Here is a 12,792-nt window from a genome sequence, read left to right as displayed (position 1 = left end):
TCACGCGTCCTTCTGCTTGGTGCCGAAGATCTTGTCACCGGCGTCGCCAAGCCCAGGAATGATGTAGCCGTGCTCGTTCAAGCGTTCATCGATGGACGCGGTGTAGATGGTCACGTCCGGGTGCGCCTGTTCGACCGCAGCAATGCCTTCCGGCGCGGCCACCAGGACCATGGCGCGGATGTCGCGGCAACCGGCCTTTTTCAGCAGGTCGATGGTGGCAACCATGGAGCTGCCGGTGGCGAGCATCGGGTCGATGATCATCGCCAGGCGCTCGTCGATTTCCGGTACCAGTTTTTCCAGATAGGTGTGCGCTTGCAGGGTTTCTTCATTGCGGGCAACGCCCACAGCGGAGACCTTGGCGCCCGGGATCAGGCTGAGCACGCCTTCGAGCATGCCGATACCGGCACGCAGGATCGGCACGACGGTGATCTTCTTGCCGGCGATTTTCTCCACCGACACGGTGCCGCACCAACCGGCAATGTCGTAGGATTCGAGCGGCAGATCTTTTGTAGCTTCATAGGTCAACAGGGCGCCGACTTCCTGAGCGAGCTCGCGGAAATTCTTGGTGCTGATGTCAGCGCGGCGCATCAGGCCGAGTTTATGACGGATCAGCGGATGGCGGATCTCGAGGATGGGCATGGGAAAGGCTCCGGCGGCGGGCAAAAAAACCGGCCTAGATTAATCTATCCGAGGGTGATGTCCTATAGGACATTCTGTACGTTAGCCCATAAGAGCTTGATTCGACCTCGCGGGATGCGTACCTTTGCCCGCTTTTCCAATTCCGCCAACCCCTGGAGAGCGCCATGTCCGCTGATCTCGAGCATATCCGTCAAATCATGCGAGAGGCTGACTGCCTGTACACCGAGTCTGAAGTCGAGGCGGCCATCGCTCGCGTCGGTGCACAAATCAACGAACAACTGGCTGACAGCAATCCGGTGGTGTTCTGCGTGATGAACGGCGGCCTGATCTTCTCCGGCAAACTGCTGACGCATCTGCAATTCCCGCTGGAAGCGTCCTACCTGCACGCGACCCGTTATCGCAACGAAACCAGCGGCGGCGACCTGTTCTGGAAAGCCAAGCCGGAAGTCTCGTTCATCGACCGCGACGTGCTGATCATCGACGACATCCTCGATGAAGGTCATACCCTGGGCGCGATCATCGACTTCTGCAAACACGCCGGCGCACGCAAAGTGCACACCGCCGTGCTGATCGACAAGGACCACGACCGCAAGGCACGTCCTGACCTGAAAGCCGATTTCGTCGGCCTGCCATGCATCGACCGCTACATCTTCGGTTATGGCATGGACTACAAGGGCTACTGGCGCAACGCCAACGGGATTTACGCCGTTAAAGGCATGTAAGAACCTGCATTGCCCCCTGTGGGAGCGAGCCTGCTCGCGAAGGCGTCGTGTCAGTCAGCATCATTGAAAACTGACACACCGCTTTCGCGAGCAGGCTCGCTCCCACAGTTGTTTTTGTGTGTGCTGATCCTTGCGCGACAGCCATGCTAGAGTGCTCGGCCCCGCCCTCCGGAGCCTGTCATGCGCCTCTTGATCCGCAGTCTCGCCGCCCTGTTGCTGTCTCTCAGCCTGCCGCTGTCCGCCGCGCCGATGCACAGCCAGTTCCTGCCGCCGGACGATCTGACCCTGCGCGACGCTGAACCCGAGCAGCAGCAACTGCTGCAAGTCAGCGAGTATTCGGTGGTGGTCGGTGCGCAGCGCCAGTCCAATCAGCAGCCGATTCCGGTCACCTCATCCTTGTTGATCCGCCTCAAGGGCAAGTCTCTGAACAAAGGCGCGAACATCAACCAGGTGCTGGTGAGTTTCGACGGCGAAAGCAAAAGCCTGAAAAAACCGGCCTACGACGACAAAAGCAAAACCCTGACGCTGTTCTATCCGCTCGCTCAATACCGCGTGGTGATGGATCTGCTGCGCAACGACACGGTGTATGTGCAGTTCCTCAGTTATGCCAATGGCCATATCTGGGCCGATCTTCATACCGGGGCGATTCGTCCGCGTTGAGCCGGGCGGCCGGGCAAGGGTAAACTGCCCGCCCCGTGTCATGTCTGCGAGCTGGAGTCGGCAATGCGTAAAGATAAGAAACAAGTGATTGGTGACGAGATCGGCGATGAGCAGATCAAGCTGTTCCTCGATTTTGAGCCGGTCGACGCCACTTCGCCGTCGCTGCACAAACTGATCAAGGCCTATCGCGGTTTGCGCATCGATGATTTCGAGCGCTTTCTGGGCTTCTTCGTTGCGGCGGGTTATGACGTTGATGGCAAGGATGAGCAGGGCAAGACCTTTGTTGACCTGATCGCCGATCAGCGCAACGCCCCGGACTACATCGAGCTGATCGAAAAGTCCCGCTCTTGAGATCAAAAGATCGCAGCCTTCGGCAGCTCCTACAGGGTGTAAATCAATCCCGTGTAGGAGCTGCCGAAGGCTGCGATCTTTTGCTTTTCAAGGCCATAAAAAACGCCCCGATCGGGGCGTTTTTTCATGCCGCAAGATCAAGCGAAGCTTGGCGTCTCGCTGCTTTCTTCAACCAGTTCCAGGGCGATGTTGTTCTGCGTGTTGATCTTGCGATACAGCGCAGCATCGGTTTCCAGAACCTTTTCACGGGCCGGGAAGATTTCCGCGAGTTTGCTTGCCCACTCGCCTGACGCCTTGGCCGGGAAGCACTTCTCGATCAGTTCGAGCATGATCGAAACGGTCACCGACGCGCCTGGCGAAGCGCCGAGCAGGGCGGCGAGGGAGCCGTCCTTCGCCGCGACCAGTTCGGTACCGAACTGCAGGATGCCGCCCTTTTTCGGGTCCTTCTTGATGATCTGCACCCGTTGCCCGGCCACTTCCAGGCGCCAGTCTTCGGCTTTCGCCTGCGGGTAGAAACGCCGCAGCGATTCCAGGCGCTGTTCCATCGATTGCATCACTTCGCTGACCAGGTACTTGGTCAGGTCCATGTTGTTTTTCGCCACCGCCAGCATCGGCCCGATGTTGCCGGCGCGCACCGACATCGGCAGGTCCATGAAGGAGCCATGCTTGAGGAACTTGGTGGTGAACCCGGCGTATGGCCCGAACAGCAGGGATTTCTTGCCGTCGACGACGCGAGTGTCGAGGTGCGGCACCGACATCGGTGGCGAACCCACGGCCGCCTGGCTGTAAACCTTGGCCTGGTGGTGCTTGACCACTTCCGGGTTATCGCAACGCAGCCACTGGCCACTGATCGGGAAGCCGCCGAAGCCTTTGCTTTCTTCGATGCCCGAAGCCTGCAGCAACGGCAGGGCCGCGCCACCGGCACCGAGGAAGACAAACTTTGCGTCGACTTCGCGGGTGTTGCCGTTGTTGACGTCCTTGATGCTGACGGTCCAGCCGGCGCCGTTACGCTTGAGGCCGGTCACGCGCTTGCAGTATTTGACCTGAGTGTCCGGGGCGCTGCTGAGGTGCTTGAGCAACTGATTGGTCAGGGCGCCGAAGTTGACGTCGGTGCCGTTCATCACACGGGTGGCGGCGAGGACTTCGTCCGGCGAGCGGCCCGGCATCATCAGCGGCATCCACTCGGCCATCTTGCCCTTGTCTTCGGTGTATTCCATGTCGGCAAACGCGTGGTGCTTGCTCAGGACATTGAAGCGCTCCTTGAGGAACGACACACCGCTCTCGCCCTGAACGAAACTCAGGTGCGGAACCGGGCTGATGAAGGATTTGCACGAGCCGAACGTGCCTTTTTTGGTCAGGTACGACCAGAACTGCTTCGACACCTCGAACTGGGTGTTGATGTGCACGGCTTTCTTGATGTCGACGCTGCCATCGGCGGCCTGCGGCGTGTAGTTCAGCTCGCACAGGCCGGCGTGACCGGTACCGGCGTTGTTCCACGGATTGGAACTCTCGGCGGCGCCGGAATCCATCAGCTCGACGACTTCCAGCTTGATCGCGGGGTCGAGCTCTTTGAGCAGTACGGCCAGGGTGGCACTCATGATGCCGGCCCCTACCAGAACTACGTCGACTGCTTCGTTATGCGCCATTTAACGCGTCTCCCAAATCTGCAGCACCAAATTGTCGGCATGGCTGCCAGGCGTTCCAGGGCAGGTCAGTGGGCCCGGGCTATCCGTGGTCAGGTGGGCCATGTCCGAATCTTCGCAATTTTTCGCAACTTCGACGGATGCGTGCGGCCTGGTTTCAAGCGTTCCATGAACGCATTTTCGCGCAGGGCTGGCAATTCGACTTATGGTCGAGTCATCCGTTTTCGTGCAACCAAATCCGTAGCGGACAGGCTTCAGGCTCCGATGTTCGAGGTATACCCGGTCCTGTGTCGTTGGGCTGTTTCAGACGCTAATGGTGCATGTTCAGACGCAAAACTATTCATTTGCTCGCCACACTCTTGTGAAGTTGTGAAAACCCGTTTTTTTCACGCTCTTTTGAAGACGTGAACCTCAAAAAGGGCTGCCTTGGCCTGGCACCTGCCCGCTAGGGCAAAACAACGCGGTGGCCGAGCGAATGACAGCTCTGCAGATTCGCGAAAAGCGGGTTTTTGCCGGAAGAACAGGCAAGCGCGCCAACTTCACTCGATCTGTGTGGGCGGCTCTCTGTGGGCGATTTTGATGTCGATGCATGCGCATTGACGCTGTTGCGGGGCCCGATCAGGAGACGTCCTTATAATCGGGGGGAGATTGTAGCGAAGAAATGCGCGCAGTTGCTCGTGTTTAATGACTTTTATTAGGCATCCGGTCAGATGCTCAACTGCACCTGACCCCGTGCGCGCATTTGTCGCGGTACGACCCGGGCGCTGGCGGGCAGCGGCTGGTTCAGCCAGGTCAGGCGGATTTCTTCGATTTCCACCCAGCCGTCGCCCATCGGTTGCAGGCTGCACTGCTTGAAGGCCTGGCAATGACCGTTGCGGTCGAGCAGGGCAAAGCTGCGATGCAGCGGGCGTGGGGCGAACAGCGAGATCAGATAACGCATGGCAGAGTTCCTTGAAGGAGGACTGCTGTGAAGCTTGCCGGTGGGCCGTGACGTCGCGGTGTATGGACGGTGAAGAATGTGTGACAGGAACCGCTTTCAGCGGGGTTTGTCAGACATTTCAGTATTCACTGTGCGACGCTGGTTACGCGCAGTGGCCCACCGCTATACTGCCGGCCTGTTTGTGCCTGATTCTGGAGAGAAGAGCATGTTGCAACGCCTGTTGTTCGGTTTGATCACTGTCGCCGGTTTGACCCTCGCCGGCTGCGCCCATAGCCCGCAACAACTGAATCCGGAGCCAAAGCTGACCACGCAACTGCCAGCGGTCGGTCGCGGCCAGCCTGTCATCGTGCGTGTGGTCGACGGTCGTCCGTCGCCGACCCTCGGTACCCGTGGCGGTCTGTATCCGGAAACCAGCGCCATCACCGTGCAGCGCGAGCAGATCCTGCCGAAGCTGCAGGCCCAGGCCGAAGCTGCCGTACGTCTGCTCGGCTTCACCCCGACCACCAGCGCACCTAACGCGCCGCAGCTGACCGTTACCCTGGCCGAGCTGAAATACCAGTCGCCGAAAGAAGGCATGTACGTGACCGAAGCCACCATCGGTGCGACATTCCGCTCCGACGTGCAGAACGCCAACCGCCGTTACAGCGGCCGTTACGGTGCGTCGCTGGACCAGCGCTTCGGCATGGCGCCGAATCAGGAGACCAATACCAAACTGGTCAGCGATGTATTGAGTGACGCACTGACGCGTCTGTTCAAGGACCCGACCGTGGGTCAGGTGCTCGCTGAGTAAGCTTGCAGCGAATATGAAAAAGCCCGGGGCCAGTGATGGTTCCGGGCTTTTTTGTGGATCTGAGATTTGTGTCGTATGGGAAATCGATTCCCCTCACCCCAGCCCTCTCCCGAGGGAGAGGGAGCCGATCGCGTGTGCTTCAAAACCTGAATTCGGCGCGGTATCTCATGTCGGCGTATCTACCGCAAACACCTCGGTCAGTCCCCTCTCTCCAAGGAGAGGGAGCCGATCGCGTGTGCTTCAAAACCTGAGTTCGGCGCGGTATCTCAAGTCGGCGTATCTACCGCAAACACCTCGGTCAGTCCCCTCTCCCTCTGGGAGAGGGCTAGGGTGAGGGTCTTTTGACGTTCAGGCAGCCTGAGAATAGAAATCAAGCACGCTCACGCCAGTCAACAAATCTGTCTCGGGCAGGTCCGCATGCTGATGCCCGCCCAGCGCGCAATACACCAGCCAGTGCCGATCCTGCACGTTGAAGGCAAGGCTGCCGATCAGGCTTTGCTGGTCGTCGTAAGGAGTGATGAGGTACAGGCGATCCTGGTTTTCCGCGTGCAGCATGTCGCATTCCATTCGGGTTTCGAGGCGCGCAGGGTGAAGCATCCACGTGACGATGCCATGACACAGGACAGCCATCGGTCGATTGTCAGGTTATTTGTCGCAAAGGCTGGGGCAGGGCGTCAGGGTTTGGGTAGAATCCGCGCCGCGGTCGTCGGTCTGGCGTCTGCCACACCGGTTAAGTTCGAGGTCTGTGATGTCGCTGCACTTGATGACGCTGTTTACCGCCCATCCCGCCAAGTTGATCAACCTGCTGGCCTTGCTGCTGGCCTTTCCCGGCAGCTGGCTGCTGCACGCGACCCGCCGCCGCGAGCAACGCGCCCAGGCCAGTCTGGCGGCACAGCGCCAGGCGCAGCCCAATGCCGAGCCGATGCTCGATTGGGCGACGTTGCGCATGAACCGGTTTTTCTATCGCTTCGGATTTGCTTGCCTGGGCCTGGCCCTGATCGTCTCGTGGATCAGCACGCGCTTCTGAAAGCAAAAGCAAACCCTGTGGCGAGGGGATTTATCCCCGCTGGACTGCGTAGCAGGTCCCGTTTTTCTCAGGTAAAAACTTGGGAGCGCTGCGCACTCCAACGGGGATAAATCCCCTCGCCACAGCCGTTGCCTACAGCGGCAACCCAGCCTTGACCCGATACTGATTGCGCACCGGCGTCGCATATTGCAGCACCAGGTACGGACGATGCTCAGCGGGGCAGGCGTCCAGACGGCTTTGCCACTCATCCTGCGCCTTGGCCAGTTCGTCAGCCGGGAACACCTCGGCCGCCGTCGGCACATTCAGTTGCGGATCGGCATCCGCCCACTGCGCGTACGCCAGGTAATGCACCGGGAACAACCGGTAGCCGCCGAGAATCTGCTTGTCCATCTCGATCGCCAATTGCTTGGTGTCCTCGAACACCTCAGTGATCGGCGCGGCAAAGTTCACGTGGACCCGGCCCTTGTAGCCGGTGATGCCCTTGGCAATGCTCACGTCATCCTCGCCCGGCGCCTTGGCGTAGGTGCCGGTGGTGGCGCGGATGTAGAGTTCGCGGGCCTTGGCCTGGTCGCAGGGGTCGTACTCATAGCTGATCGACACCGGCGTCACGTTGAGCGAGCGGATCACTTCGCCGAACGGCTCGTCCTTGCGGCTCATGTGGAACATCTTGAGGATCGCCGACTCGGTGCGGTCGTCGCCGTCCTTCGCCCGACCTTCAGCCTGAGCAATCCAGATCGAGGCGCAATCGTTGCGGATCGAGTGATTGATGTACGCCGACAGCAATTGATACGCCGCCATTTTCTCGCGACGGCCGGTGATCGAACGGTGGACGATGAAGCTCTTGTTCAAGCGCATCAGGTCACTGACAAAAGGCTTCTGCAGCAGGTTGTCGCCAATCGCGATGCGCGGCGTCGGCAGGCCGGCGTGGTACACGGCGTAATTGACGAAGGCCGGGTCCATGACGATATCCCGGTGGTTGGCGATGAACAGGTAGGCGCTGCCGGACTTGAACTGCTCGACACCGGTATACGTCACGCCGTCGGTGGCGCGCTCAATGGTGTGGTCGACGTAGAACTCGACTTTGTCCTGTAAGGTAGCCACGGAATTCACGTCGGCAAACTCACGACGCAGCCGATGGGCTATAAGAGGTTTGAGCATCCAGCCGAAGGCACCGGCAAAACGCGGGAAGCGGAAGTGGGTGAGGATATCTAGAAACGCCTTGTCGCCGAGCAGCCTTGCCAGTACCGCAGGTACTTCGCTGTCGTCGTAAGGTCGGATGGCATCGAATTCGCCCATCATGCTCTCTTGTTGGAAACGGCTAGGGTAAGTAAAGGGTTTGATCGAAAACCCGCAGGGCACGGTCTGAAAAGTAGCCAGACAAAAATAGCCCTGCAAATAGACCGGCGATTATACGCACAAGTCACTTGGGAGACCGCGATGCTGGAAGATGCACGGTATGAATGTCCGTATTGCGGTGAGGAAGTCGAGACCACGCTGGATTTGTCCGGCGGCGATCAAACGTATATCGAGGATTGCCAGGTGTGCTGTCGTCCGATCACCTTTGTCCTGCAAGTCCATGAGGACGAGTGGCATCTGGAAGTCTTCAGCGAAAACGAGTGAGGGCCGCGTATGCAGCGCATCTACGAACCGGCGAACCTGATGGAAGGCGAGATGCTCAAGGGCATGCTCGCCAACGAAGGAATCGAGGCACACCTGATCGGCTGTGATCTGGTGGGCGGTACGGGTGAACTGCCGATCTTCGGCCTGCTCGGGCTGTCGGTGGATAACGATCAGGCCGAATACGCCCGCGAGCTGATCAACTTGTACAATGCCGCGCTGCCGCTACACGGCGACGAACCGGAGAGCTTCCCCGGGACGCTGGTCTGTTAGGCTGGCGCTGGTTTTATTCAGAGTTATGTTGCCCCATGTGTGGACGTTATGCCCTGTTTCGCTGGAACCGCGACTTTGCGGCCCTGCCAGGTTTTCCCGCCGATCAACAGGCGCAGTGGAACATTTCCCCCAATGATTCGGTGTTGATGCTGCGTGCCGACGAAGACGGCCAGCGCACGTTGGCCCGTGCGCGCTGGGGCCTGACACCGCCGTGGCTGACCGATCTGTCGAAGACCCCGGCCCATGCTCGCGCCGAAACCGTGGCCGAGCAGCCGATGTTTCGTGAGGCGCTGCGTCTGCGGCGTTGCCTGCTGCCGGCCAACGGTTTCTACGAATGGCGCGGCACTCAGCGCAAACGGCCGTACTGGTTGACGCCGGGGGAGGGCTCGTCGTTGTTTTTCGCCGCGATCTGGGAAGCGTATCCGGTGCAGGAACAGGTCTGGCTGAGCACGGCGGTAATCACTCAATCGGCGGCGAGTCAGCGGCGACCGTTGATTCTCGATGAAGCGGGGCAGGCTGCCTGGCTTGATCCCGAAACGCCGCTTCATGTGTTGCAGGGTTTGCTCGCCAGTGAACCGGCGGCGCTGCGTGAGCGGGTGTTGGCGAATCTGGTGAATGATCCGAAGTTGAATGGGCCGGAGTGTTTGACCCCGGCTTGATTTGCGTGGATCAAAAGCCCCTCACCCCAGCCCTCTCCCGGAGGGAGAGGGAGCCGAATGGGGATACTTCAGAGGTACACCGACCTGAACGATCTGTTGTGAATCCATAATCGACTGTTTTTTTCAGGTCGATGTATAGCGCAAGACATCGCGGTCGGTCCCCTCTCCCCTCCGGGAGAGGGCTAGGGTGAGGGGCTCTTGATCTTTCAGACCTTGAACTGATTGATCAACCGCCGCTGCTGCTCCGCCAGTTTGGTCAACCCGGCGCTCGCCGAACTCGATTCATCCGCACCGCCGGCCACTTCATTCGCCACCTGACCGATGTTGATCACATTGCGGTTGATGTCGTCGGCCACTGCGCTTTGCTCTTCTGCCGCACTGGCGATCTGCGTGTTCATGTCGTTGATCACCGACACGGCCTGGGTGATCGTCTCCAGCGCTTCGGCCGCTTTCGCCGCGTGCTGCACGCTTTCGTCGGTGCGGTTCTGGCTGTCTTCCATGACGCGCACCACATCGCGGGTGCCCTGTTGCAACTGCTGGATCATGCTCTGGATTTCTTCGGTGGCCTTCTGGGTTTTCTGCGCCAGATTGCGCACCTCGTCGGCGACCACCGCAAAACCGCGACCCTGCTCGCCGGCGCGCGCGGCTTCGATTGCCGCGTTCAGTGCCAGCAGGTTGGTCTGTTCGGCGATGCCGCGAATGGCGGTGAGGATGGCGTTGATGTTTTCGCTGTCCTTGGCCAGCGTCTGCACCACCTCGACAGCCTTGCCGATTTCCACCGCCAGTACGCCAATCGAATTCGAGGTGTCACGGACGATCTGCATGCCCTGGCTGGCGGCCTGATCGGCGTGGCTTGCCGCTTGTGCTGCCTGGGTCGCGTTGCGCGCCACGTCCTGGGCGGTGGCGGTCATTTCCTGCACCGCTGTCGCCACTTGATCGATTTCGGCCATTTGTTTCTGCACGCCGATGTTGGTGCGGATGGCGATGTCAGCGGTGTGTTCCGAGGAATCGCTGACGCTCTGCACCGAGGTCACCACCTGGGTAATCATCACCTGCAACTTCGCGAGGAAAGTATTGAAGCCTTTGGCAATCGAGCCCAATTCGTCGCTGCGGTCACTGCTCAAACGCCGGGTCAGATCGCCTTCGCCCTGCGCGATGTCATCAAGCATGGCGACCATTTGCTTGAGTGGCCGCGCGATGCCGTGACCCACCAGCCAGATCACCAGCAGGCCGATGCCGGCGATGATCAGGCCGACCATGGCCATGCCGAAGGTGTCGGATTTGCGCTGGGCATCAAGATCAGCCTGGAGGTTTTGCAGATCGGCCATGACCGCGTTGAGCGGCAATTGCAGCATCAGTGTCCAGCGTGCGTCGGTCTGGCCGATGCCGAACGGCAGGTACAGTTCGATGCGGCCCTTGGCCTGATTCATCGAATAGGTGACCTGATCGCGCTTGAGATTGGCGAGATTGCTGGCCTGTTCGGCGTCGAGGATGTCGCTGACTTTTTCACCGAATTTGCTCGAGTCCTTGGTGTAGGCAACGATCCGCCCGTTGCCGCCGACCAGAGCCATTTCACCGGCGCCGCTGTAAAGCTTCTGGTTGGCGGCAAGGAGCATGTCCTGAATGAAGTTCACCGAGAGGTCGGCGCCGACGATGCCCTGGAACGCCCCGTTGACCATGATCGGTTCAATGAACGAGGCGAGCATGACGATCTTGTCGCCGACCTTGTACGGTGCCGGGTCGATCACGCAGGCTTTCTTCGTCTCTTTCGAGCACAGGTAGTACTCGCTGGCGCGCACCCCGGTGGACAAGGTTTTCTGATCGTCGACATCGGCCAGTTTGTCCACGCCCAGACTGCCGTCGGTATTGCGGAACCACCACGGCAAAAAGCGCCCGGTGGCTGGATCGATACCGACCACGGCGCTGCCGATGTAGGCCGCGTCATTGTGGTCCAGTGCGTTTTTTTCCCAGCCGATGTAGGTGCCGAGAACCTTCGGGTTCTTTTCTACGTTTTCCTTGATCAGGCTGATCAGTTGCTCGCGGCTGACGCTCAGGCGCGGCTGGCCGTCGGCGCCGGTTGTGCCGAGCAGGGCGTTGACCCGTACCAGACCGCCGGCAATCAGCAGCGGCGCTTCGAGTTCGCGCTGGATCTGGCTGACCTGGGTCTGCGCCAGCGAGGTCAGGCGCTGTTCGATGACTTGCTCGAACTGCGCCTGGGTGCGCTGTTGCACCATTTCTTGAGTGCGGGCGCCGGAGAACAGCGCGTACAGCACCAGCGCCGCGACCACGCTGAGGACGATGGCGCCGGCCAGAGCGGCGACGGAAAACTGGATCGACTTGAACTTCATGGGAGCTCCGCACGCAAGAGGACATTCTGCGAGGGATTTATCGGCGGGGTGGGCGCGGCCATGAGAGACGCTGGTCGGAATCGCCGCGCGATGTCGCTGATGGATCGGTGCACGGCGGATTCAATGCGCGTCGAGGAATTTCCAGCCAGTCTTGCGGCCTTAGGTGGATGTACGCGCAATGCGTGCGTTGTATCTGGCGCCAATACAATTAGCCGCCTAGGATACGCCTCAGGTTTTCAGGGAGCTTTTGAATGAACAAGACATTAGTGGTAAGTGCTTTGAGCGCAGCGCTGTTGCTGGCCGGTTGTCAGTCGGTCAACACCACCAGCGGCGGCGCCGTGGGCGTGGAGCGCAAGCAGTACATGTTCAGCATGCTGTCCTCGCAAGAGGTCGACCAGATGTACGCGCAGTCGTATCAGAAGACCGTCGGCGAGGCGTCGAGCAAAGGTGTGCTGGACAAGACCAGCCCGGAAGCCAAACGCGTGCAGACCATCGCCAACCGCTTGATCGCCCAGGCGCCAACCTTCCGCCCGGACGCGGCGCAGTGGCAATGGGAAGTCAATCTGATCAAGAGCGATGAGCTCAACGCCAACTGCGGTCCCGGCGGCAAGATCATTTTCTACACCGGGCTGATCGACAGCCTGAAACTCACCGACGATGAAATCGCTGCGGTCATGGGCCATGAAATCGCCCACGCCCTGCGCGAGCACGGCCGTGAGGCGATGTCCAAAGCCTATGGCATGGAAATGGCCAAGCAGGGCGCCGGCGCTTTGTTCGGTCTGGGCCAGGACAGCCTGGCGCTGGCCGACACTGTCGCCAACTACGGCATGACCTTGCCCAACAGCCGCGCCAACGAAAACGAAGCCGACCTGATCGGCCTGGAACTGGCCGCCCGCGCCGGTTACAACCCGAACGCGGCGATCACCCTGTGGGACAAGATGAGCAAGGCTTCCGAAGGCGCGCCACCGGAATTCATGAGTACTCACCCGGCATCGAGCAGCCGCATTGCTGCGTTGCAGGCAGCGATTCCGAAGGTGATGCCGTTGTACGAAAAAGCGCCGAAGTCCTGAGCCAATGATCGTTCCCACGCTCTGCGTGGGAATGCAGCCCGGGACGCTCTGCG

The 12,792-nt window shown here is 60.0% G+C and carries 15 protein-coding genes and 1 pseudogene; 9 read left to right on the top strand and 7 right to left on the bottom strand.

Going from position 1 to position 12,792, the window contains the following annotated elements:
- Window positions 1-639 carry a uracil phosphoribosyltransferase gene (gene upp, locus AB4N41_RS04065; protein WP_024014279.1) on the bottom strand — a complete coding sequence of 213 codons (639 nt, stop codon included), beginning with the start codon at window positions 637-639 and terminating at the stop codon, window positions 1-3.
- Between the two features lie 164 nt (window positions 640-803).
- Between upp and AB4N41_RS04060 the strand changes: the two genes are divergently transcribed.
- The 3 genes from AB4N41_RS04060 to AB4N41_RS04050 all read left to right on the top strand — a co-directional run bounded on the left by AB4N41_RS04060 (window position 804) and on the right by AB4N41_RS04050 (window position 2,372).
- Window positions 804-1,361: a hypoxanthine-guanine phosphoribosyltransferase gene (locus AB4N41_RS04060; RefSeq protein ID WP_016773231.1), complete on the top strand. Its 558-nt coding sequence runs from the start codon at window positions 804-806 to the stop codon at window positions 1,359-1,361.
- 180 nt (window positions 1,362-1,541) lie between these two features.
- Window positions 1,542-2,021 carry a hypothetical protein gene (locus AB4N41_RS04055; RefSeq protein ID WP_056790257.1) on the top strand — a complete coding sequence of 160 codons (480 nt, stop codon included), beginning with the start codon at window positions 1,542-1,544 and terminating at the stop codon, window positions 2,019-2,021.
- Window positions 2,022-2,084: 63 nt separating this feature from the next.
- Entirely contained in the window at window positions 2,085-2,372 is a 288-nt protein-coding gene (locus AB4N41_RS04050) for a PA4642 family protein (protein WP_041479985.1), read from the top strand.
- Between the two features lie 137 nt (window positions 2,373-2,509).
- On the opposite strand, the gene mqo is transcribed toward AB4N41_RS04050, so the two are convergent.
- On the bottom strand, window positions 2,510-4,018 hold the full coding sequence (gene mqo, locus AB4N41_RS04045) for a malate dehydrogenase (quinone) (protein WP_024014277.1): 1,509 nt from the start codon (window positions 4,016-4,018) through the stop codon (window positions 2,510-2,512).
- Between the two features lie 703 nt (window positions 4,019-4,721).
- The gene (locus tag AB4N41_RS04040) at window positions 4,722-4,955 is read right to left on the bottom strand and encodes a hypothetical protein (protein WP_039761314.1); all 234 of its coding nucleotides are present in this window, start codon (window positions 4,953-4,955) and stop codon (window positions 4,722-4,724) included.
- Window positions 4,956-5,160: 205 nt separating this feature from the next.
- On the opposite strand from AB4N41_RS04040, the gene AB4N41_RS04035 reads away from it, so the two are divergent.
- Window positions 5,161-5,745, top strand: a complete 585-nt coding sequence (locus AB4N41_RS04035; protein WP_039761315.1) for a YajG family lipoprotein — start codon at window positions 5,161-5,163, stop codon at window positions 5,743-5,745.
- Window positions 5,746-6,093: 348 nt separating this feature from the next.
- Here the strand turns inward: AB4N41_RS04035 and AB4N41_RS04030 are convergent, their stop codons facing one another.
- Complete coding sequence (locus tag AB4N41_RS04030; RefSeq protein WP_095181665.1) at window positions 6,094-6,300, bottom strand: hypothetical protein; 207 nt, start codon at window positions 6,298-6,300, stop codon at window positions 6,094-6,096.
- A 193-nt stretch (window positions 6,301-6,493) separates the two neighbouring features.
- Here AB4N41_RS04030 and AB4N41_RS04025 point away from each other — a divergent pair, with 193 nt between their 5' ends.
- A complete protein-coding gene (locus AB4N41_RS04025; RefSeq protein ID WP_016770663.1) occupies window positions 6,494-6,772 on the top strand; it encodes a hypothetical protein in 279 nt (92 codons plus the stop codon).
- A 132-nt stretch (window positions 6,773-6,904) separates the two neighbouring features.
- Here the strand turns inward: AB4N41_RS04025 and AB4N41_RS04020 are convergent, their stop codons facing one another.
- On the bottom strand, window positions 6,905-8,071 hold the full coding sequence (locus AB4N41_RS04020; RefSeq protein ID WP_041479984.1) for a 1-acyl-sn-glycerol-3-phosphate acyltransferase: 1,167 nt from the start codon (window positions 8,069-8,071) through the stop codon (window positions 6,905-6,907).
- A gap of 138 nt (window positions 8,072-8,209) precedes the next feature.
- Here AB4N41_RS04020 and AB4N41_RS04015 point away from each other — a divergent pair, with 138 nt between their 5' ends.
- From AB4N41_RS04015 to AB4N41_RS04005, 3 genes are read left to right on the top strand one after another with little or no spacing between them, the layout of a single operon-like run.
- Window positions 8,210-8,392: a CPXCG motif-containing cysteine-rich protein gene (locus AB4N41_RS04015; protein WP_041479983.1), complete on the top strand. Its 183-nt coding sequence runs from the start codon at window positions 8,210-8,212 to the stop codon at window positions 8,390-8,392.
- Window positions 8,393-8,401: 9 nt separating this feature from the next.
- Window positions 8,402-8,662, top strand: coding sequence for a putative signal transducing protein (locus AB4N41_RS04010; protein WP_041479982.1), 261 nt, complete (start codon window positions 8,402-8,404; stop codon window positions 8,660-8,662).
- A gap of 35 nt (window positions 8,663-8,697) precedes the next feature.
- Entirely contained in the window at window positions 8,698-9,321 is a 624-nt protein-coding gene (locus AB4N41_RS04005) for an SOS response-associated peptidase (protein WP_039761324.1), read from the top strand.
- Window positions 9,322-9,527: 206 nt separating this feature from the next.
- On the opposite strand, the gene AB4N41_RS04000 is transcribed toward AB4N41_RS04005, so the two are convergent.
- Together AB4N41_RS04000 and AB4N41_RS03995 are read right to left on the bottom strand one after the other, a co-directional pair.
- The gene (locus AB4N41_RS04000) at window positions 9,528-10,232 is read right to left on the bottom strand and encodes a methyl-accepting chemotaxis protein (protein ID WP_370695149.1); all 705 of its coding nucleotides are present in this window, start codon (window positions 10,230-10,232) and stop codon (window positions 9,528-9,530) included.
- Window positions 10,233-10,433: 201 nt separating this feature from the next.
- Window positions 10,434-10,490: pseudogene (locus tag AB4N41_RS03995) on the bottom strand (hypothetical protein); the annotation flags it as partial.
- A 1,430-nt stretch (window positions 10,491-11,920) separates the two neighbouring features.
- Here AB4N41_RS03995 and AB4N41_RS03990 point away from each other — a divergent pair.
- Window positions 11,921-12,739: a M48 family metallopeptidase gene (locus tag AB4N41_RS03990; protein ID WP_016773242.1), complete on the top strand. Its 819-nt coding sequence runs from the start codon at window positions 11,921-11,923 to the stop codon at window positions 12,737-12,739.
- Window positions 12,740-12,792 lie beyond the last annotated feature (53 nt).

Source organism: Pseudomonas sp. S2_A10, assembly GCF_054668465.1.
This window is presented reverse-complemented; position numbering and strand designations above follow the sequence as displayed.

Excerpts from the sequence above, each read along its gene's own strand:
- AB4N41_RS04035 (WP_039761315.1), top strand. The coding sequence starts at position 5,161 with ATGTTGCAACGCCTGTTGTTCGGTTTGATCACTGTCGCCGGTTTGACC.
- AB4N41_RS04060 (WP_016773231.1), top strand. The coding sequence starts at position 804 with ATGTCCGCTGATCTCGAGCATATCCGTCAAATCATGCGAGAGGCTGAC.
- mqo (WP_024014277.1), bottom strand. The coding sequence starts at position 4,018 with ATGGCGCATAACGAAGCAGTCGACGTAGTTCTGGTAGGGGCCGGCATC.
- AB4N41_RS04020 (WP_041479984.1), bottom strand. The coding sequence starts at position 8,071 with ATGATGGGCGAATTCGATGCCATCCGACCTTACGACGACAGCGAAGTA.
- AB4N41_RS04000 (WP_370695149.1), bottom strand. The coding sequence starts at position 10,232 with ATGACCGCCACCGCCCAGGACGTGGCGCGCAACGCGACCCAGGCAGCA.
- AB4N41_RS04015 (WP_041479983.1), top strand. The coding sequence starts at position 8,210 with ATGCTGGAAGATGCACGGTATGAATGTCCGTATTGCGGTGAGGAAGTC.
- AB4N41_RS04010 (WP_041479982.1), top strand. The coding sequence starts at position 8,402 with ATGCAGCGCATCTACGAACCGGCGAACCTGATGGAAGGCGAGATGCTC.
- AB4N41_RS04050 (WP_041479985.1), top strand. The coding sequence starts at position 2,085 with ATGCGTAAAGATAAGAAACAAGTGATTGGTGACGAGATCGGCGATGAG.
- AB4N41_RS03990 (WP_016773242.1), top strand. The coding sequence starts at position 11,921 with ATGAACAAGACATTAGTGGTAAGTGCTTTGAGCGCAGCGCTGTTGCTG.
- AB4N41_RS04055 (WP_056790257.1), top strand. The coding sequence starts at position 1,542 with ATGCGCCTCTTGATCCGCAGTCTCGCCGCCCTGTTGCTGTCTCTCAGC.
- AB4N41_RS04005 (WP_039761324.1), top strand. The coding sequence starts at position 8,698 with ATGTGTGGACGTTATGCCCTGTTTCGCTGGAACCGCGACTTTGCGGCC.
- AB4N41_RS04030 (WP_095181665.1), bottom strand. The coding sequence starts at position 6,300 with ATGCTGCACGCGGAAAACCAGGATCGCCTGTACCTCATCACTCCTTAC.
- AB4N41_RS04025 (WP_016770663.1), top strand. The coding sequence starts at position 6,494 with ATGTCGCTGCACTTGATGACGCTGTTTACCGCCCATCCCGCCAAGTTG.
- AB4N41_RS04040 (WP_039761314.1), bottom strand. The coding sequence starts at position 4,955 with ATGCGTTATCTGATCTCGCTGTTCGCCCCACGCCCGCTGCATCGCAGC.
- upp (WP_024014279.1), bottom strand. The coding sequence starts at position 639 with ATGCCCATCCTCGAGATCCGCCATCCGCTGATCCGTCATAAACTCGGC.